This is a genomic window from Pseudomonas sp. GL_093, from assembly GCF_057837605.1.
On the sequence record NZ_CM174448.1, the window covers coordinates 1,409,745 to 1,428,957 of the forward strand.

23 protein-coding genes are annotated in these 19,213 nt (G+C 56.2%); 14 read left to right on the forward strand and 9 right to left on the reverse strand.

The window, feature by feature from the left end:
- From AC3IUE_RS06250 to recX, 6 genes are all read left to right on the forward strand, one after another.
- A complete protein-coding gene (locus AC3IUE_RS06250; RefSeq protein WP_489266205.1) occupies nt 1-435 on the forward strand; it encodes a phage tail assembly chaperone in 435 nt (144 codons plus the stop codon).
- 35 nt (nt 436-470) lie between these two features.
- On the forward strand, nt 471-1,034 hold the full coding sequence (locus AC3IUE_RS06255) for a glycoside hydrolase family 19 protein (RefSeq protein ID WP_489266207.1): 564 nt from the start codon (nt 471-473) through the stop codon (nt 1,032-1,034).
- Nucleotides 1,016-1,552: a lysis system spanin subunit gene (locus AC3IUE_RS06260; RefSeq protein WP_489266209.1), complete on the forward strand. Its 537-nt coding sequence runs from the start codon at nt 1,016-1,018 to the stop codon at nt 1,550-1,552. The genes AC3IUE_RS06255 and AC3IUE_RS06260 overlap by 19 nt, the downstream gene beginning before the upstream one ends.
- 80 nt (nt 1,553-1,632) lie before the next feature.
- Entirely contained in the window at nt 1,633-2,133 is a 501-nt protein-coding gene (locus tag AC3IUE_RS06265) for a CinA family protein (protein ID WP_489266211.1), read from the forward strand.
- An 83-nt stretch (nt 2,134-2,216) separates the two neighbouring features.
- Nucleotides 2,217-3,269, forward strand: coding sequence for a recombinase RecA (gene recA / locus AC3IUE_RS06270; RefSeq protein ID WP_007907270.1), 1,053 nt, complete (start codon nt 2,217-2,219; stop codon nt 3,267-3,269).
- Between the two features lie 8 nt (nt 3,270-3,277).
- Nucleotides 3,278-3,745 carry a recombination regulator RecX gene (gene recX, locus AC3IUE_RS06275; protein WP_046046277.1) on the forward strand — a complete coding sequence of 156 codons (468 nt, stop codon included), beginning with the start codon at nt 3,278-3,280 and terminating at the stop codon, nt 3,743-3,745.
- 42 nt (nt 3,746-3,787) lie between these two features.
- Here recX and AC3IUE_RS06280 read toward each other — a convergent pair whose 3' ends face one another.
- On the reverse strand, nt 3,788-4,906 hold the full coding sequence (locus AC3IUE_RS06280; protein WP_056739214.1) for an LOG family protein: 1,119 nt from the start codon (nt 4,904-4,906) through the stop codon (nt 3,788-3,790).
- Between the two features lie 366 nt (nt 4,907-5,272).
- Here AC3IUE_RS06280 and AC3IUE_RS06285 point away from each other — a divergent pair, with 366 nt between their 5' ends.
- Entirely contained in the window at nt 5,273-5,467 is a 195-nt protein-coding gene (locus AC3IUE_RS06285) for a hypothetical protein (protein ID WP_056739216.1), read from the forward strand.
- Here AC3IUE_RS06285 and AC3IUE_RS06290 read toward each other — a convergent pair whose 3' ends face one another.
- Nucleotides 5,468-5,893, reverse strand: a complete 426-nt coding sequence (locus AC3IUE_RS06290) for a PA3611 family quorum-sensing-regulated virulence factor (RefSeq protein WP_056739218.1) — start codon at nt 5,891-5,893, stop codon at nt 5,468-5,470.
- A 189-nt stretch (nt 5,894-6,082) separates the two neighbouring features.
- Here AC3IUE_RS06290 and AC3IUE_RS06295 point away from each other — a divergent pair, with 189 nt between their 5' ends.
- The 3 genes from AC3IUE_RS06295 to AC3IUE_RS06305 all read left to right on the forward strand — a co-directional run bounded on the left by AC3IUE_RS06295 (nt 6,083) and on the right by AC3IUE_RS06305 (nt 8,141).
- Nucleotides 6,083-6,817 carry a tRNA-uridine aminocarboxypropyltransferase gene (locus AC3IUE_RS06295; protein ID WP_489266215.1) on the forward strand — a complete coding sequence of 245 codons (735 nt, stop codon included), beginning with the start codon at nt 6,083-6,085 and terminating at the stop codon, nt 6,815-6,817.
- Between the two features lie 233 nt (nt 6,818-7,050).
- The gene (gene erdR / locus AC3IUE_RS06300) at nt 7,051-7,698 is read left to right on the forward strand and encodes a response regulator transcription factor ErdR (RefSeq protein ID WP_046046272.1); all 648 of its coding nucleotides are present in this window, start codon (nt 7,051-7,053) and stop codon (nt 7,696-7,698) included.
- An 80-nt stretch (nt 7,699-7,778) separates the two neighbouring features.
- Complete coding sequence (locus AC3IUE_RS06305) at nt 7,779-8,141, forward strand: diacylglycerol kinase (protein ID WP_008010143.1); 363 nt, start codon at nt 7,779-7,781, stop codon at nt 8,139-8,141.
- On the opposite strand, the gene AC3IUE_RS06310 is transcribed toward AC3IUE_RS06305, so the two are convergent.
- A complete protein-coding gene (locus AC3IUE_RS06310) occupies nt 8,138-9,064 on the reverse strand; it encodes a LysR family transcriptional regulator (protein ID WP_008153977.1) in 927 nt (308 codons plus the stop codon). The genes AC3IUE_RS06305 and AC3IUE_RS06310 overlap by 4 nt on opposite strands.
- 150 nt (nt 9,065-9,214) lie before the next feature.
- Here AC3IUE_RS06310 and fpr point away from each other — a divergent pair, with 150 nt between their 5' ends.
- Nucleotides 9,215-9,994, forward strand: coding sequence for a ferredoxin-NADP reductase (gene fpr, locus AC3IUE_RS06315; RefSeq protein ID WP_003443014.1), 780 nt, complete (start codon nt 9,215-9,217; stop codon nt 9,992-9,994).
- Between the two features lie 72 nt (nt 9,995-10,066).
- On the opposite strand, the gene tsaA is transcribed toward fpr, so the two are convergent.
- From tsaA to rimO, 6 genes are all read right to left on the reverse strand, one after another.
- Nucleotides 10,067-10,768, reverse strand: a complete 702-nt coding sequence (gene tsaA, locus AC3IUE_RS06320; protein WP_489266219.1) for a tRNA (N6-threonylcarbamoyladenosine(37)-N6)-methyltransferase TrmO — start codon at nt 10,766-10,768, stop codon at nt 10,067-10,069.
- A 171-nt stretch (nt 10,769-10,939) separates the two neighbouring features.
- Nucleotides 10,940-11,710 (reverse strand): SDR family oxidoreductase, encoded by a 771-nt coding sequence (locus tag AC3IUE_RS06325; protein WP_046046270.1) that lies wholly within the window; start codon nt 11,708-11,710, stop codon nt 10,940-10,942.
- Between the two features lie 136 nt (nt 11,711-11,846).
- On the reverse strand, nt 11,847-12,317 hold the full coding sequence (locus AC3IUE_RS06330; protein ID WP_056739223.1) for a YehS family protein: 471 nt from the start codon (nt 12,315-12,317) through the stop codon (nt 11,847-11,849).
- A 75-nt stretch (nt 12,318-12,392) separates the two neighbouring features.
- Complete coding sequence (locus tag AC3IUE_RS06335) at nt 12,393-13,103, reverse strand: rRNA pseudouridine synthase (RefSeq protein WP_008153970.1); 711 nt, start codon at nt 13,101-13,103, stop codon at nt 12,393-12,395.
- Nucleotides 13,104-13,293: 190 nt separating this feature from the next.
- Entirely contained in the window at nt 13,294-13,767 is a 474-nt protein-coding gene (locus tag AC3IUE_RS06340) for a GNAT family N-acetyltransferase (protein ID WP_056739225.1), read from the reverse strand.
- Nucleotides 13,768-13,894: 127 nt separating this feature from the next.
- Nucleotides 13,895-15,217 (reverse strand): 30S ribosomal protein S12 methylthiotransferase RimO, encoded by a 1,323-nt coding sequence (gene rimO, locus AC3IUE_RS06345; protein WP_489266222.1) that lies wholly within the window; start codon nt 15,215-15,217, stop codon nt 13,895-13,897.
- A 140-nt stretch (nt 15,218-15,357) separates the two neighbouring features.
- On the opposite strand from rimO, the gene AC3IUE_RS06350 reads away from it, so the two are divergent.
- The 3 genes from AC3IUE_RS06350 (at nt 15,358) to AC3IUE_RS06360 (ending at nt 19,191) form a co-directional block, all read left to right on the forward strand.
- Nucleotides 15,358-16,422: a hypothetical protein gene (locus tag AC3IUE_RS06350; RefSeq protein ID WP_489266224.1), complete on the forward strand. Its 1,065-nt coding sequence runs from the start codon at nt 15,358-15,360 to the stop codon at nt 16,420-16,422.
- A gap of 136 nt (nt 16,423-16,558) precedes the next feature.
- Complete coding sequence (locus tag AC3IUE_RS06355) at nt 16,559-17,575, forward strand: hypothetical protein (RefSeq protein ID WP_489266226.1); 1,017 nt, start codon at nt 16,559-16,561, stop codon at nt 17,573-17,575.
- The gene (locus AC3IUE_RS06360; RefSeq protein ID WP_489266228.1) at nt 17,572-19,191 is read left to right on the forward strand and encodes a recombinase family protein; all 1,620 of its coding nucleotides are present in this window, start codon (nt 17,572-17,574) and stop codon (nt 19,189-19,191) included. The genes AC3IUE_RS06355 and AC3IUE_RS06360 overlap by 4 nt, the downstream gene beginning before the upstream one ends.
- Nucleotides 19,192-19,213: the final 22 nt, after the last annotated feature.

The window sequence follows — 19,213 nt, forward strand, 5'->3', positions numbered from 1 at the left end:
ATGTTTTGTTTAGCGCAAGTACCTGTGGTGTTTATGATTCCTGGAATCAATGCGTCGGATATCCCTTCCGATGTCATAGAAATCCCCCAGGCTTATTGGATTTCGTTACTCCAACAGTTGGCTGTAACCCCGAAAATGATTTCTGTACGGGCCGATAATGGCTATCCCGTTCTTGTGGATACACCGCCTCTTGTGCCGGAGGAAGCAGCGAAGGCCGAGCGCCTTTGGCGTGATACTCAGTTATCGGCCACTGACAGCATGGTTGCCCGCGACAGGGACGAGCTGGAGGATGGCGGTGGCACGACGCTGACCACCGAGCAATACGCCGAGTTGCAGGCCTATCGCCGTGCACTTCGGGATTGGCCGCAAGGGTCGTTTTTTCCTTTCACTGAACATCGACCCACCACGCCACTTTGGCTGAATGGATATCTTTGACACGAACCAGACACTCGTCAGGGCCTGGGGGCTATATGACCGTTACGCAGCAACAACTACAGATCGTTATGCCCAACGCCCGCTCCCAAGCGGGCGTTTTCATTTCCGCCCTTAATTGCGCCATGACCCACCGCAACATCAACACCGCCAAACGCATCGCCGCTTTCCTCGCGCAAGTCGGCCATGAATCGGGGCAGTTGCAGTACGTGCGCGAACTGGGTAACAACCAATACCTGAGCAAATACGACACCGGCACCTTGGCCTCGCGTTTGGGCAATACCCCGGAGGTTGATGGTGACGGCCAGAAGTACCGCGGTCGCGGGCTGATCCAGATCACAGGTCGGAATAATTACCGGGAATGCAGCCTCGGCCTGTTTGGCGATGAACGTCTGCTGGCGCTGCCGGAGCTGCTGGAACAACCGCAATGGGCCGCCGAATCTGCTGCGTGGTTTTGGGACCAGAACGGCCTGAACGAACTGGCCGACCGCGACCAGTTCAACAGCATCACTCGCCGCATCAACGGCGGACTGAACGGTTTGCAGGATCGCTTGCAACTCTGGGCGCGGGCGAGGGCGGTGTTATGCCAGCCTTTGGTTTGATGCCGATGTCTTACCGCGTCATTGGCGTTGTTGTGTTTCTGGCTGTGTTGGCCGGTGGCTCGGCGGCGCTGGCCTGGCGCTTTCAGGATTGGCGTTATGGTGGGCAACTGGCGGAACAGGCGAGAGTGCACGCCGAGGCGTTGAATCAGCTGAGCCTGGCAGCCGCAGCGCAGCAACAGGCCGAGCAGGACAAGCGCCTGGCGCTGGAACAGCGACTGTCGGCCAGTGAACAAACCCATTATCGAGCGCTTAGCGATGCCCAACGTGATCAAGGTCGCCTGCGCGATCGTCTTACCACTGCTGATGTGCGCTTGTCAGTCCTCCTCGATGCCCATGACGCAGCCTCTGTCTGTGCAGTGCCAATCGCCTCCGGAGCCGGCAGCGTGGATCATGGAGTCGCGCGCGCCCGACTTGAGCCGGCGCATGCTCAGCGAATTATCGCCATCACCGACGCCGGGGACCGCGGACTGATTGCCTTGCAGGCCTGTCAGGCTTATATCAGAGCCCTCGCTCGCTAACATTTTGATCGAACCTGCGCCTTGCAAGCGTTATTGGCTCGTGTACGGTAGTTCTCATTCCGCTTGCTCAGGAGATGACCGTGAAAGAAATCACCCAACTGGCCGCTGAACTTGGCAGGCGCATGCAGGTTCTCAATGCCCACGTCACCGCTGCCGAATCCTGCACCGGCGGCGGGATCAGCGAGGCGATCACCCGGATTCCGGGGAGTTCTGCATGGTTCGAGGCGGGTTATGTCACCTATTCCAATCGCCAGAAAACCGAGCAATTGAATGTCCCGGTCGAGTTGTTTGCAACGGTGGGGGCGGTCAGTCGCGAGGTGGTCGAGGCCATGGTCCGAGGCGCGCAGGAGAAAAGCCGGGCGCAATTTGCCGTGGCGGTCAGTGGTGTAGCAGGACCGGATGGCGGTTCGCCGAGCAAGCCGGTGGGCACTGTGTGGCTGGCCTGGGGCGTTGGTGAACAGGTGTTCAGCGAGGTGCAGTACTTTCCCGGCAACCGTGACGAGGTCCGCCGACAAACGGTGAAGGCCGCGCTAGAGGGGCTGCTGCGCCATGCCACTGGAGAAATCTCAAATCAGGGGTAGGCGATCCTGAAACGCTGTGGAATAATACTGGCTACTTATACAGGTGTTGGCCGTCAGGCCTTATTGATTACGTGAGGACTTTAATGGACGACAACAAGAAGAAAGCCTTGGCTGCGGCCCTGGGTCAGATCGAACGTCAATTCGGCAAGGGTGCCGTAATGCGTATGGGCGATCAGGACCGTCAGGCGATCCCGGCTATCTCCACTGGCTCTCTGGGTCTGGACATCGCGCTCGGCATTGGCGGTCTGCCAAAAGGTCGTATCGTTGAAATCTACGGTCCTGAATCCTCCGGTAAAACCACGCTGACACTGTCGGTCATCGCCCAGGCTCAAAAAGCCGGCGCGACCTGCGCATTCGTCGATGCTGAACACGCCCTCGACCCTGAATACGCCGGCAAACTGGGCGTCAACGTCGACGACCTGCTGGTTTCGCAGCCGGACACCGGCGAGCAAGCCCTGGAAATCACCGACATGCTGGTGCGTTCCAACGCGGTTGACGTGATCATTGTCGACTCCGTGGCGGCTCTGGTTCCAAAGGCTGAAATCGAAGGCGAAATGGGTGACATGCACGTGGGCCTGCAAGCCCGTCTGATGTCCCAGGCGCTGCGTAAAATCACCGGTAACATCAAGAACGCCAACTGCCTGGTTATCTTCATCAACCAGATCCGTATGAAAATCGGTGTGATGTTCGGCAGCCCGGAAACCACCACCGGTGGTAACGCGCTGAAGTTCTACGCTTCGGTTCGTCTGGACATCCGCCGTACCGGTGCGGTGAAAGAGGGTGACGAGGTTGTCGGTAGCGAAACCCGCGTCAAGGTTGTGAAGAACAAGGTAGCTTCGCCGTTCCGTCAGGCCGAGTTCCAGATTCTTTACGGCAAGGGCATCTACCTCAACGGTGAGATGATCGACCTGGGTGTTCTGCACGGTTTCGTTGAGAAGTCCGGTGCCTGGTATGCCTATGAAGGCACCAAAATCGGTCAGGGCAAGGCTAACTCGGCCAAGTTCCTGGCAGACAATCCGGAAATCGCCGCCAAGCTCGAGAAGCAACTGCGTGACAAGTTGCTGACCCCGGCGCCAGACGTTAAAGCATCGCCAGTCAAAGAGACTGCTGATGACCTGGCTGACGCTGATATCTGATTGATCCGATGACCGCCGTACTCGATACACTCGTCGCGGTGCGGCGAACCGCAATGGACCTGCTCGCGCGACGCGAGCACGGTCGAGTCGAGTTGACACGTAAACTGCGTCAACGCGGCGCCCTCCCTGAAATGATCGACACGGCACTCGACCGCTTGACGGAAGAAGGCCTGCTGTCTGAATCGCGCTACCTCGAAAGCTTTGTTTCCTACCGTTCCCGTTCCGGTTATGGCCCTTTGCGTATTCGCGAAGAGTTGAGCCAGCGCGGCCTGCAACGTACTGACATCGAACTTGCTTTACGCGAGAGCGGTATCAACTGGCAGGAACAACTGGAAGACACCTGGCGGCGAAAGTTTTCCGGGCATTTACCGATAGACGCCCGGGAACGTGCCAAACAAGGCAGGTTCCTGAGTTATCGGGGATATTCCATGGAAATGATCAGCCGCTTGTTCAGCGGCCGAGGGATGGACGATTAACTGAAACGGCTCGCTATTTCGATAGCGGGCCGTTTTTTTTGTTTACGTAACCTTGGACGGTTCCCGCGAGCGCTGTTGCGCCTGGGGTTGGGATTGCGCCCAGTTTTCCGGCAGGTTGATGTAGTCCACCAGTTCCCGCAGGCGTCCATGATCACGGGCGTTGAAGGTGAAAGCGAGTCGCGCCAGGTGGCTGAACTGCGGTTCGTCGTGCTCCTCTCCGCTGTAAGCATGTTGATGGAAATGATCGCTCAGGCACAGGTCGGCAAATGCCTCTTGCATGTGTTCGAGCGCCTGGTCGCTGAGCTTGTGATTCATGCGGATCACGAATTGATGCTTGAGCCAGCGGCTGGAGTGGAAGTTGCTGTAGAACTGGTTGATCTGCTCCACAGCCTCTTCCGCGCTGTAGACCAGACTGACGAGTTTCATATCGGTCGGCAGAATGTAGCGATTTTCCTCCAGTTGATGGTGAATGAAGTCCAATGCGCCTTGCCAGAACTTGCCGCCGGGAGCGTCCAGCAATATCACGGGCACTAGCGGGCTTTTGCCAGTCTGGATCAGTGTCAGCACTTCCAGCGCTTCATCCAGGGTACCGAAACCGCCAGGGCACAGGACCAGCGCATCGGCTTCCTTGACGAAGAACAGCTTGCGGGTAAAGAAGAAGTGGAAGGGCAGCAGGTTGGTAGTGCCATTCACGGTGGGATTGGCATGCTGTTCGAAGGGCAGGGTGATGTTGAATCCCAGGCTGTGTGCCAGGCCAGCACCTTCGTGGGCCGCCGCCATGATGCCGCCACCGGCACCGGTGATGACCATCAGATCTGAGCGCGCCAGCGCTGCACCGAGCTCTCGGGCCAGACCGTACAGCGGATGTTCTATCGGTGTTCGGGCCGAGCCGAAAACGGTGACTTTGCGTCGACCCCTGAATTGCTCCAGAACACGGAAAGCGTGTTCCAGTTCGCGTAGGGCTTGCAGGGTGATCTTGGCATTCCAGCGGTTGTGATCTTCCTGGGCCATGCGCAGCACGGTCAGGATCATGTCGCGGTAGATCGGGATGTTCGGGCTGTTGGGTGAAACCAGGTTGAGTTGCTCTTCGACCTTGCTGATGAGGTCGTGGCCGCTTTCTTCAAAATGACGGCTCAGGAGGTCGTTCGGTTGGTAAGGCATCAACTTCTCCTTCCATACAGGCTCTGTTTTTCCCTTGGATGAAGGAAACATTCGCACAACAAGACGCGCAATGGGCAGCCCCTTTCCTGCCCTGAAAAGTAAACGTGAACACTATGAATCTAGACCCTCATAGCGTTTTTCGCTGACTTGATCATTGCGCTGCAAAGTCTTTCCTGGCAACCGCTTATTGGCGATTTGCAAGGTGCTTTCACCGCTCGTCTGAACGCAAGGCGAGTGTCCAACAGTCTGATTTACTAAATTACAGGCACGACACGACAACTTTGCGTCAAAGGCAGGACGCACGTTACAAGCGGTTCAAGGATTTTATCGCTCAAGCAAGGGCGAGGTGCAGGGAGGCGGGAAGCGATGGCCAGAGTCATTCTGGAGATCGATACGCAATTGTATCGATTACTGAAGTCATCGGCCGAGACCAATCATTTGAGTCTCGAAGAAGAGTGCTGCCGGCGTCTGGAGGGGGGCGACCGACGTTCCCGTTATTTGCAGGCGTTGTTGGCAGAACTGCGCGCCGAGGATGAACAGCGGCGCGCCAATTCCCAATGATTACTTCTTCTTGGTCGGAGCCGCTTTCGGGCAGTCCGATTCCTGATAGCTGGCGGAGCCGACTGCGCGGTTGGTCTTCACCTCAGTGAAGTCGTAACGCATGACCGCACCCTTGGCCATCAGTTTGCGGAACGATGGGTTGTTGCATACAGAGGCGCCAAGCTGGAAATACACGGCTTTCGGGTCGGCACGCATCTTGTTGGCGTGGCTGCTTTGTACGCTCAGATGGTTGATCAGCGTGTTGCCTTCGACGGTGTAGCCCTGATCAAGAATGTCTTCGTTGATCGCCCGTGGAGTACCAACACTGCTTTGTGTGGCGACGTTTCGCAGCTCTCTGTTGAGATTCTGCTCACTCAAGGAAGCAGCCTGAGCGCTGAAGGACGACGCCAGCAAAATGGCAGCGGTGGGAACGATAAGGCGCAGCATGAAACTCTCCTGGTTCAGTGACTGGTGGTTCGACCCGTCACATGACTGTGCGTTCAGTGGCGGCGAATTATAGGGGACGAGGCCTGGACGGTACAGGCTTGCGCCGGCTGCTCTGATAAACTGCCGCCACTTTCTGCCCTGCCGAGTGTTTTTCGTGTCGATTTTCTTCCCCTGCCGGCGTTGCCTGCGATGAACCCTGCAACCCCACACTTTGCTGCAAACGCAGTAGCCCGCTTGCGCGATGAGCGAGAGGAGGAGGGCATCAAGCCGATTCAGGCCCGAGGCTGGAGGGCACCGCGTTGCCGAGCCTGCCGCGTGATCGAGAGTCACTGCCTGTGCGCCTGGCGCCCGCAAGTCGAGGCCCGTTCTGGCGTGTGCCTGATCATGACCAACAAGGAAGTGTTCAAACCGAGCAACACCGGTTGGCTGATCGCCGATGTGGTGCGCGACAACCATGCGTTCATCTGGTCGCGTACGGAAGTTGATGAGCAACTGCTGGCGCTGCTGGCCGACCCGCAATGGCAGCCTTATCTGGTGTTTCCGGGGGAGTACGTCGAACCCGAGCGTGTCACAAACAGCGTCGATGCCGATAGTTCGAAGCGTCCGCTGTTCATTCTGCTGGATGCCACCTGGACAGAAGCCCGGAAGATTTTCCGCAAAAGCCCCTACTTCGATCGGCTTCCGATCCTGAGCCTGTTGCCCGAGAAGTTGTCGCGGTACCGGTTGCGCCGGTCGACCCGCAGCGAGCATTTATGCACCGCCGAAGTGGCGGCGTTGTGTCTCGATCTGGCGGGTGATACTGAGGCTGCGTCGGCACTGGACGCTTATTTCGACGTGTTCAGCCAACATTACCTTGATGCCAAACATCAGCTTGAAATGGATGTTTCAACACCGGCACACGCCGAGCTGATGCCTTTTGTGTAAATCGGCGCCCCTGTCACGCGCTGATTGTCGCCCATACTGCAAAGAACTGTACTGGCCAAGCACCTTGACCACCCCGGCTTCGCTGGGCATGCTTGGCGCCGATTAGGGCGCGGCCAAGTTTGATACGCCGTATTCTTTACGTGGATAGCCACGTGATTGGCGTTGAACGTGCCCTGTTGGTACAGCTCCGTGGCTGTACCTCGAGTTGTTTGAAAAACAGGATCATTTGAAAAATGGCCACATACGAAATCCTGATTGCCGATGACCATCCTCTTTTTCGTAGCGCCCTGCATCAAGCGTTGACCCTGGGCCTGGGCCCGGAAGTCCGTCTGGTGGAAGTGGCAAGCATTGCCGAGCTGGAAACCCGTCTGGACGAGAAGTCCGACTGGGATCTGGTGCTGCTGGACCTGAACATGCCGGGGGCCTACGGTTTTTCAGGGCTGGTGCTGTTGCGCGGTCAGTATCCGCAGATTCCGGTGGTCATGGTGTCGGCCCAGGAAGAAGCCTCGATCATGGTCAAGTCTCGTGAATTCGGCGCCAGCGGCTTCATCCCCAAGTCCAGTGATCTGAGCGTCATCCAGAAAGCCGTACGCGCGGTGCTCGATGGTGATGTGTTCTGGCCGCCCCAGGCGTTCGAGGCCGTCAGCGTTTCCGCCGAAGCCAAGGCCGCCAGCGAAGGCCTTGCGAGTCTGACGCCGCAGCAGTTTCGTGTCCTGACCATGGTCTGTGAAGGCTTGTTGAACAAGCAGATTGCCTACGAACTGAGCGTTTCCGAAGCGACGATCAAGGCCCATGTGACCGCGATTTTTCGCAAGCTGAATGTGCGGACCCGGACCCAGGCAGCCTTGCTTCTGCAACAACTTGAGTCAATTTCGAGCTAATCAGGCGCGGCGCGTTCACGCTTTTTTGACTGTGCTTAATCTAGCCTTCCCACTTCATTTTTTGGTCAGTTGCCCACTTTATGTCACCTTTCAAAGGCCAAACCGGCCTAAAACGCATCCTCAACGCCTCCGGTTACTCGCTGGACGGTCTGCGCGCAGCCTTCACCGGCGAAGCGGCCTTTCGGCAACTGGTGTTGCTCAACGTCATATTGATTCCGCTGTCGTTCTTCCTGAACGTCAGTCGTGTCGAGCAGGCGTTGCTGATTGCTGTTTGCCTGTTGGCGTTGATTGTCGAATTGCTCAATTCGGCAGTGGAAGCAGCCATCGACCGCATTTCCCTTGAGTTGCACCCGCTGTCCAAGAACGCCAAGGACATGGGCAGCGCCGCTCAGTTCGTAGCCTTGAGCATGATTGCGCTGGTCTGGGCAGTCATCCTGCTTTAAGCGATGGTGGGCAGAACGATCTCGTCGCTGCGCTGAACCCCAGCGGTAAAAGCGCGGCACAGGTCGAGGAATTCACGCATCGCCGACGTCTGATATTTCTGTTTGTGCCAGATGAAATAGAACTGCCGCGCCAGGTCCAGATCTGGCGTTTCCACCGGCACCAGGCTGCCACGGCGGAACGCGTCGCGTAGCGCCAGACGCGAAATGCAGCCAATCCCCAACCCGGACTCCACCGCACGCTTGATCGCTTCGGTGTGTTCCAGTTCCAGTCGGATATTCAGCGAGCTGCGATGGTGACGCATGGCCTGGTCAAAGGTCAGTCGCGTGCCAGAGCCCTGTTCCCGCAGAATCCAGGCCTCGTGGGTCAGCTCTTCCATGGTCGCCGTGCCGCGCTTGGCCAGTGGATGCTGGGGCGCGCAGAACACCACCAGTTCATCCTCGACCCAGCTCTGCACTTCGATGTCTGGATGGCTGCAGTCACCTTCGATTAGACCCAGATCAATTTCATAGTGGGCGACCTGCTGCACAATGTTGGCAGTGTTCTGCACGTGCAGCTTCACCTGGCTTTCCGGATGGCGCTGCATGAAGCTGCCGATCAGCAAGGTGGCCAGGTAATTGCCGATGGTCAGGGTCGCGCCGACTGCCAGAGAGCCGAATCCCGACTTGCCATTGAGCAAGTCTTCGATTTCCTTGGACTGGTCGAGCAGCGCCACCGCTTGCGGCAGCAGCTGTTTGCCGAGGGCGTTGAGGCTCAGCCGTTTGCCGGCGCGGTCGAACAGCTGACAGCTGGACTGACGCTCTAGCTCGGTGATCGAGGTGCTCGCCGCCGATTGCGAGAGGTTGAGCAGACCCGCAGCACGGGATACGCTTTCCTGCTGGGCGACGGCGACGAATACTTGAAGTTGACGGAGAGTAAATCGCATATCGATATAACCGATAACCCTTATCTTAATAATCCAGTTAACAGATATTGTCGCTGCCATTAGAATGCGATGCAATTGCGCACAGCAGCTCATTTTTCGCAGAGCAGGCGCAGAGCACGCGCAGACCAAATCTCCAGGAGTCCCACGTACATGAGCAACATGAACCACGAGCGTGTCCTCAGTGTTCACCACTGGAACGACACTCTGTTCAGCTTCAAGTGCACCCGCGACCCGGGCCTGCGCTTCGAGAACGGTCAGTTCGTGATGATCGGCCTGCAACAGCCCAACGGCCGGCCGCTCATGCGCGCTTACTCGATTGCCAGCCCGAACTGGGAAGAGCATCTCGAGTTCTTCAGCATCAAGGTGCCTGATGGCCCGCTGACTTCCCAGCTGCAGCATCTGAAGGAAGGCGACGAGATCATCATCAGCAAAAAGCCTACCGGCACGCTGGTGCTGGATGACTTGAAGCCTGGCAAACATTTGTACCTGCTCAGCACCGGTACCGGTCTGGCGCCGTTCATGAGCGTCATCCAGGACCCGGAAACCTACGAGCGTTTCGAAAAAGTGATCCTGTGCCACGGTGTACGTTACGTCAACGAAGTCGCTTACCGCGAGTTCATCACCGAGCACTTGCCGCAGAACGAGTTCTTCGGCGAGGCCCTGCGCGACAAGTTGATCTACTACCCGACCGTGACCCGTGAGCCGTTCGAGAACGAAGGTCGCCTGACCGACCTGATGCGCAGCGGCAAGCTGTTCAGCGACATCGGTCTGCCACCGATCAACCCGCAGGACGACCGCGCCATGCTGTGCGGCAGCCCGAGCATGCTCGACGAGACCAGCGAAGTGTTGAACAGCTTCGGCCTGAAAGTGTCGCCGCGGATGCGCGAGCCGGGTGATTATCTGATCGAGCGAGCGTTCGTCGAGAAGTAAGAACATCGCATCACTGAAAAGCCCCCATTGCCTATGCAGGCAATGGGGGCTTTTTTATGTCCAATGCAATCCCTACACGTTGGGAACCGGGATAACCTCGAGAACGCGGATAACCCCGGCTTCGGGATAATGCCAGCGTACGTCCAGGTCCCAGAACTGCGCGCCGTATTCCCGTTCTGGTGTAGGAATCTGGTACGCCGGACGTGGGTCTTGTGCCAGGCATTGCTCGATCAACTCCACCAGCGGTTCTTCAAGGCGCTGAGCATGGCCGTGAGCCTGTTGCAGTGCTGAGTCCGTCCACTGCACGGGAATCAGCTGCGGTGCAGCGCTGGCGATGCTGTTGGAGGCCGTATCAATGATGTCGGCGTAAGGCACGTAGGGTTTGATGTCGAGAATCGGCGTGCCATCCAGCAGATCGATGCCGGATATCCACAGGCGATTGGCTTCAACCTTGTCCAGCTTCACCACGGATTGGCCGATGCCATTGGGCCGATGCGTCGCGCGCGTGGCGAACACACCCATGGATTTGTTACCGCCGAGACGAGGAGGGCGGACTTTCAACCGTGGCTTTTCTTCCAGGGCCTGGTGAAACAGGAACAGCAGCCACACGTGGCTGACCTGTTCCAGACCTTGCACCGCATCGCCCTGATCGAACGGCGCCACCAATTCCAGTACGCCGCGAGCGGCCGGGGCCAGTTGTGGCTGGCGCGGGATGGCGAACTTCTCCTTGAAACAGGAGCGCACAAAGCCGATGGGGGAAACGCTGTAGGTCATGGTCTGGGGTCGAGGCGGGAATTTGGGCGGGCATGATAACCCGATCAACTGTTGAATCGGTGGTGCCTGTCAGTCCGCCATCGCGAGCAGGCTCACTCCCACAGTAGATCTCCTGAGCACCATAGATCTACTGTGGGAGTGAGCCTGCTCGCGATGGCCGCGCCGCCGATCTTAGAGGCTGAACCCGCCATCCAGAGGGATGATATTCCCCGTCATGTAAGCCCCGGCCGTACTCGCCAGACTGATCGCCAGCGCCGCCATTTCTTCCTCCCGACCCCAGCGTTTCATCGGAATCAACGCCGTGTCATCGGCCAGCGCCTGCTCATCATTGCCGATGTGCTGCGTCATCTTGCTCGGAAAACGCCCCGGCGCGATGACGTTGACGTTGATGTGCTGGCTCACCAGCTCCCGCGCCAGAATCCGCGACAGTTGATGCAGGGCAGCCTTACTCGGCCCGTAGGCATACGCCTGTTCGCCGAAGGACGAAATGCCCGCCACTGAACCGATATTGATAATTCGCGCCGGATTCGCTGCCGAACCGGCCTTACGCAGCAATGGCAAAAACTGCTGAATGCAGTTGAACACCGAGGTCACGTTCAGTTGCATGACCTTTTCCCAACCCTTGACCGGGTAGCTCTCCAGCGGCGCGCCCCACGTGGTGCCGGCGTTGTTCACCAGAATATCCAGATGAGTGATCTGCTCGCCCAGTCGCGTAGCCAGTTGAAGTACGCCTTCTTCGGTGGCCAGGTTGGCCGCCACTCCGTGGCAACGACCGAAGGCGCTCAATTCATCAGCCGTTTGCTGACAGGCTTCGGCATCCCGGGCGCAGACGTACACGGTGGCGCCGGCCTCGACAAAAGCCTTGGCGATCATTTTGCCGATACCACGGGTGCCGCCGGTCACCAGAGCGGTGCGGCCTTGCAGGGAGAAATACGGGTGCATGGCGAATCCTGAGAGCTGAGGGTCAATACACCCTAGTCGTCAGCCGCCGGAAGCGGAGCCACTATTTTTGCGAGGAATGAGGGTCTATACAGCCTGGCCTTGAGCCGCAGGTTTGCAGCTCAAGGCCGGCGGGCACTTACTGCGGGCGAACGCGCAGGGTCAGGCCCTTGAGGAAGTTGCGCAGCAACTGGTCGCCGCACGGACGGTAGTTGGTGTGGCCGAACTTGCGGAACAGCGCGCTCAGCTCAGGCTTGGACACCGGGAACTCGGAGGCCTTGAGGATGGCGTGCATGTCGTCTTCTTTCAGTTCGAAAGCTACGCGCAGTTTCTTCAGGATGATGTTGTTGGTCACCGGCACTTCGATCGGTTGCGGCGGACGGCTTTCATCCTTGCCGCGCTTGAAGGTCACCAGGCCGTCGAGGAAATGCGCCATGACTTCATCCGGGCAGCGTACGAAGCCTTCCTCGTCTTCCTCTTTCTTGTCGAGGTACGTCACCAGGTCTTCCAGGGTCACGTCCATGCCGCCGAGCTTGATGATCTCGATGACTTTCTTGTCGCTGATGTCGAGCATGTAGCGCACGCTGCGCAGTACGTCGTTATGAATCATGGTGTGCAATCCTGATATTCAGCAGTGGGCGTCGCATAAACAGCGGCGCCAAAATGTGTGGCGGCGTGAGAAGTCTTAGAACTTCTCTTTGCCGGACAGGTAACGCCATTGGCCTAGCGGCACTTTGCCGATGGACACGCCGCCAATGCGGATGCGGCGGATGGCGACGACCTTCAGGCCTACGGCCTGGCAGAACAGGGCGATGACGCCCGGTTGTGGGTTCTTCATCGCAAAACGCAGGCGGTTTTCGTTCTGCCAGCTGGCTTTGACCGGCGGCAGTTCCTTGCCCTTGTAGGTCAGGCCGTGGTTCAGGCGGTTGAGGCCGTGAGCCACCATGTCACCTTCAACTTCGACCACATACTCTTGCTCGATCTTGGCGGAGTCGGCAGTGAGTTTGCGCAGGATCTTCCAGTCCTGGGTGAACACCAGAAGACCGCTGGCGTTGGCCTGCAGGTCAGTGCTGGCGGTCAGGCGCAGGAAGTGGCCCTTGAGCGGACGTTTGCTGAAACGGTGTTCTTCGCTCAAGGTCTCGGCGCTGATCGTTGCCATGGCCGTTTCCGCATCCATGCCCACGGGCACGTTCAGCAGGATGGTCACCGGTTCCGGCGCAGTGGCCTTGGCTTCTGGATCAAGCTCGACTTTCTGGTTCTCGACCTTGAACTGCGGCTCGTCGATGACTTCACCGTCCACGGTGACCCAGCCGCCCTCGATGAACAGCTCAGCCTCCCGACGGGAACAGCCGACGAGTTCGATGAGGCGTTTGGAGAGACGAATCGGGTCAGTCATGACAGGGCCGTAACAAAAAAGGGGTGGGCATTGTACCTGCCTGGCGTCGGTTAATCCCGGCTCCATTTGCGCCGTACAGCTTTTTGTGGGAGTGAGCCTGCTCGCGATAGCGGTAGTTCAGTTAATTTATCTGTTGAATGGCACACCGCTATCGCGAGCAGGCTCACTCCTACAGTTGTTCTGTGTGGTGTCAGCCGTGTTGTGAGTGTTGCTGGTTTTGGCGCAAACGCATGTGCAGCAGCGGATAAGGCTGGCCCATGCCATCGACTTCCGAACGACCGATCACCTCGAAGCCCTGTTTGAAGTAGAAGCCCAGGGCTTGCGGGTTCTGTTCGTTGACGTCCAGTTCATCGGCATTCAGGTGTTCCATCGCATAGCGCAGCAACTGCTTGCCCAGGCCCTGGCCGCGGTGAGCGGGGTCGATGAAGAGCATTTCGATCTTGCCCGCCGCGACCCCGGCGAACCCGGTGATGCGCTGGCGCGGGTCTTTGGTGCAGATCAGCATCACTGCATCGAGGTAGCGCGTCAGCACCAGGTTCTTCAGCAGTTCGATGTAGCTCTCCGGCAGAAAGTCATGAGTGGCGCGCACGGAGGCTTCCCAGACTTGAGTGAGTTCTTCGTAGTCGCTCTGTTTCGGCGTGTGGATGACCGAATGTTGGCGCATGGCCGGCTGCTCCTTCTTTTTAATAGCCGTTGCTGTCAATGGTGCGAATCCTTTCTCCCACAAAACGATAGACGTAAAAAAGCCCCGCATCTCGTCAAGAGAGCAGGGCTTTTCGTATTTTTTGCGTTTAGATCTGTTCAGCCCACAGGTCGTATTCGTCGGCGTCGGTCACTTTGCACCAGACTTTATCGCCTGGTTTCAGGTTGCTGCCGTTGTCGATGAACACGTTGCCGTCGATTTCCGGGGCATCGAAGAAGCAGCGGCCAACCGCGCCTTGCTCGTCGACTTCATCGACCAGCACTTCGATTTCACGGCCGACGCGCATTTGCAGGCGTGCCGAGCTGATCGCTTGCTGGTGCGCCATGAAACGGTCCCAGCGGTCTTGCTTGACGTCGTCCGGCACGATGGCCGCGTCCAGCAGGTTGGCCGGTGCGCCTTCGACCGGCGAATACTGGAAGCAGCCGACGCGGTCGAGTTGCGCTTCGGTCAGCCAGTTCAGCAGGTACTGGAAGTCTTCTTCGGTTTCGCCGGGGAAGCCGACGATGAAGGTCGAACGGATGATCAGGTCCGGGCAGATTTCGCGCCAGTTCTTGATGCGGGCCAGGGTCTTGTCTTCGAAGGCCGGGCGTTTCATCGCTTTCAGGATTTTCGGGCTGGCGTGCTGGAACGGGATGTCCAGGTACGGCAGGATTTTCCCGGCGGCCATCAGCGGAATCAGCTCGTCGACGTGCGGGTACGGGTAAACGTAGTGCAGGCGAACCCAGACGCCGAGGGTGCTCAGGGCTTCGCAGAGTTCGGTCATGCGGGTTTTCACCGGCGCGCCATTCCAGAAACCGGTGCGGTATTTCACGTCGACGCCGTAGGCGCTGGTGTCTTGCGAGATCACCAACAGCTCTTTGACGCCGGCCTTGACCAGGCGCTGAGCTTCGTCGAGCACGTCACCGACCGGGCGGCTGACCAGTTTGCCGCGCATCGACGGGATGATGCAGAAGCTGCAGCTGTGGTTGCAGCCTTCGGAAATCTTCAGGTAGGCGTAGTGGCGCGGGGTCAGCTTGATGCCTTGCGGCGGCACCAGGTCGATCAGCGGGTTGTGATCCTGACGCGGCGGCACAGCGTCGTGCACGGCGTTAACCACTTGCTCGTATTGTTGCGGACCGGTCACGGCCAGCACGCTTGGGTGCACTTTACGAATGTTGCCTTCTTCGACGCCCATGCAGCCGGTCACGATGACCTTGCCGTTTTCCTTGATGGCTTCGCCAATCACTTCCAGCGATTCAGCCTTGGCCGAGTCGATGAAACCGCAGGTGTTGACCACCACGACGTCGGCGTCCTCGTAAGTGGACACAACGTCATAGCCTTCCATGCGCAGCTGGGTAAGGATGCGCTCGGAGTCGACCAGTGCTTTGGGGCACCCTAACGATATAAACCCTACACGTGGATTATTGCTCATATACTCACAGCCTGCAGGGTTAGCCCTGGTCAAATTTCGTGGCGCGCGATTCTAGACGCTGTACAAAAAATGTGCAAAAAAATAGTTGCAATTAATAATCAATCGCGACTTTTGGTTATCTAGGTAGGGAGTGCCTTTCAATGTATTACGGCAGTGATCAGCATCGTTACAAGGGTTTTCAGGAGGATGTGACTCCTCAAGGAGGATTTACCAAGGGGCCAGGCAACATAGTCTATTCTTGGGAGACAGACGATCATGCTGTGAGAAAAATAAGGCGTAGGCAGAAATATGCGATCGCCAGCCTGATTTTTTTGATGATGGGTGTTTTTGCAACTTATGTATTGAAAAGAGATATTTGGATTAATAGCGGTATAAAGTTTGTTGATTACGATACTGCTATTGTACTCGCAGGCTTTGGACTAGCCGGCATTTTGGCTTTCTCAATTATTTATGAAACAATTGTTAATAAGACTCGAGGGTCTAAAAGTTTTATAGATATCGACTATGAAGGTGCAAATACCAAGCGGCTCGATATGCAGATTATCGAGTTGAGAAATAGAATTCAAGAGCTTCAGGTCGGGAAGAAAGAGGAGGTTCCTAGTCCTGAAAGTGGCGAGCATCCTGAGGCTCCCGTTAGGGAAGCGAAGGAATTGAGCGCTATCGAGTCCTATATACATGGTCTAATAAAGTCGCTTGAAAGTCATATTGAGTTGTCAGATAAGAAAGCCTCAAAACTTTTGGATACTGGTACGATGTATTTGCGGCGAGGAATATATTTTTACGTTGCGTCGATATTTGTTTGGCAGGTTGTGGCTCATGTATGGGGTGTAGATAAACAACTTATATTTGGGGTTGTTTCTTGTTCTTTTACTTTTCTTGTGGTGGAGTTTTTGGCGGCTTGGTTCCTAAAACAGTATAGAAGTTTTATTGATTCTTCCATTCAGTTTATGCGAGTGAAATCCGTATTTGATCGATACTTATTGTCATATTTGACAGTTAAGGAGTTTTCGAGCCAAGATCCCGCTACCTTTGCGGAATCTAAAGCCCAAGTTTTAAAAGTTATGGCGGAAGAGATCAAATGGCCCGACCCATTAAATTCAAAAGCTAGTGATTTTAACCATATGGTTCAGCTGTTCGATTCGCTCACCGGTATGCTTGAAAAAGTGAAAGACGTTGCCGCAAAAAAAGAGAAGGCTGAAGCTTAATGGTCGCTCATATCTTTATTGCCTGCGTGGTTCGCCCTGATCAAATTTCGAGGTGCGCGATTCTAAATCGTTGAACAAAAAATGTGCAAAAATTGTCCCGATTAATTGAAGCACTCATTATAGTGGGGAGGAAGGAATGTCAAATGATACTGAGATAGGTCGAAATGCAGAGTCAGAAAATTTGTATGTCGTGCGAAGAGATCTTAACAAGTCCAGGGAATTTACCGCTGTAGTTGGAGCGACTATAGCCTATTGTGCCGTTCTGGCCTTTATTTATGGGTTATTGGCATTTAATCGTCCGGAACTGGTCGAGGCTGCATTCGATAACAAGTTGGCCTTATCTGCATTGCTGTTCGGCGTCGGAGTCGCCACTATCGTTTTTACAGCTAAGGTAACAATCTTGGGGAGTGCAACTTTTGAAAAGGTAAACACTCCAGAGGGAAGGGTTAAGTTGTCCTCTTCGTTGTCTAAATTACTTCAGTTTATTATGCGAGCAACATGGGGGGTGGAGTTTACTGCCGTTGAAGATGGTGGCGGAAAAAAAGATAAAGACGAAAATCGGGAAGAGTTCAGTTATGGTGCAGTGTCCGGCGATACGCCGTTCGAGGCTTATATCTCTAATATACTCAAGTCTTTGTCCGCCTATGCCACCAGTTCTGAGATTACGGCTAGAAAGCTTCTAGATAAGGGGGTCGCATTTATGGCGGGCGGACTCGTTTTCTATGTCCTTGCCATCGTAATCTGGCAGGTATTTGCTAATCTCACAAAGCCAGATCCTCATGTAATGTATGTCGGAATGGCAGCTTGTTCGATGACATTTATTGTTGTTGAGTTTCTTGCGGCTTGGTTTTTTAAACAATATCGATATTACGTGGAGGTCTCATTATCCTGCCTTAGAGTCAGATCGGTGTATGATCGATATCTCTTGGGGTATTATGCGTTGAGAGAGTTTGAAGGAAAAGATGAGGGGGCTCGTAAACAAATGGCGACGGTCTTAAAGGAAGATGTAAATTGGCCAACTTATAAAGGAAGTGTTGCCAACGATTTTAACTATATGATGGAGTCTATGGGTGCTGCTCATACATCTATGGAGAAAATGAAAGGGATTTTCCAGCCGAAGCAAAAAACGAAGCCGAAACCTGACAAAGCATGAACTCTGTTATCGGGAAAGTATTTAGTTATCTTCGTTTTTCAGACCCTCGTCAGGCTGCTGGCAGTAGTGCGGACCGCCAGCTTGCCTACGCTGCATCTTGGGCGGCGAAGAAAGGGATGGAATTGGATGCAACGCTCACACTGAAGGATGAGGGGCTATCTGCATTCCACCAGCGTCATGTCACTCAGGGGGCATTGGGGGTTTTCCTTCGAGCGATTGAAGACGGCCGAATCGCTAGCGGATCAGTGCTGATCGTTGAAGGCTTGGACCGCCTAAGCCGAGCGGAGCCCATACAGGCCCAAGCCCAGTTGGCCCAAATCATCAACGCCGGTATTACAGTCGTCACTGCCAGCGATGGCCGCGAGTACAACCGAGCGGGTTTGAAGGCCCAACCTATGGACTTGGTCTATTCGCTCCTGGTGATGATACGGGCGCATGAAGAGTCCGACACAAAGAGCAAGCGCGTTAAAGCCGCAATCCGCCGGCAGTGCGAAGGGTGGATAGCCGGCTCATTTCGTGGACTGATCCGTAATGGAAAAGACCCTCAATGGTTGCGCTGGAACGAACAGGGCTGGGAACTGATCCCTGAACGCGTAAGCGCTGTGCGTCGAGCCTTAGAGCTATATCAGCAAGGCCTCGGTGCCGGACGGGCCGCTATCGTTATGCACCAGGAGGGACACGAGCTTTCCAGTTGGGGGATTTCTGGCCAGCAAGTTTACCGACTGATCAAATTGCCCGCGCTGCGGGGGGCCAAGCGGCTGTCGGTGGACGGCGAAGATTACATGCTCGAGGAGTATTACCCACGGATACTCTCCGACGCGGAGTGGGGAGAGCTGCAACACTTGGCTGGCCAGCGACATCGGCGCCGTGGGGCTGGTGAGATCCCTGGGATCATTACCGGTATCGGTGTCACGTATTGTGGTTACTGCGGCACTGCTCTGGTGGCACAGAATCTCATGAGCCGCCGGCGGGCGGATGGAAGCCTCGCTGATGGGCATCGACGTTTGCACTGCACGTCATACAGCAATAACGGTGGTTGCCAAGCGAGCGGCAGCTGCAGCGTCGTACCTATCGAACGTGCCTTGCTGAATTTCTGTTCTGACCAACTTAACCTGCAGCGCCTCCTGCAGGTGGGTGACGATGGCAAAGGTGTCCGTCAGCAATTGGTTGTTGCTCGTGCAGCTGTGGAAAAAATCACTACACAGCTCGGGAAAATAACGGATGCACTGCTGGCGGCCGAGAGTGGTGCCTCGCCAATCGCCTTCATCCGCAAGGCCAGGGAATTAGAGGAACAACTGGGTGCGGCCCAGCAAAAGGTCCAGCAGCTGGAGTTTGAAGTGGCTTCGATGTCTAGCGGCGTCCGGCCGGCGCAAGCCGATCGATGGGAGGAGCTGGCAACACAAGTATTTGCCGGCGACTACAGCGCGCGCGAGAAGGTCCGGCAATTGATCATGGACACGTTTGAACGGATCGTAATTTACATGAGGGGCATGAATGTCGAAGACCGCAAGGGCCGTGCAATCGATGTGCAACTTCTCTCCCGCACTGGGCAGCACCGGTTGATTCAAATCGATCGCCGTACTGGCGAGTGGGTGGCAAGCGAAGACTGGGGATGATCTTGTGGTCAGGCAAGCTGCC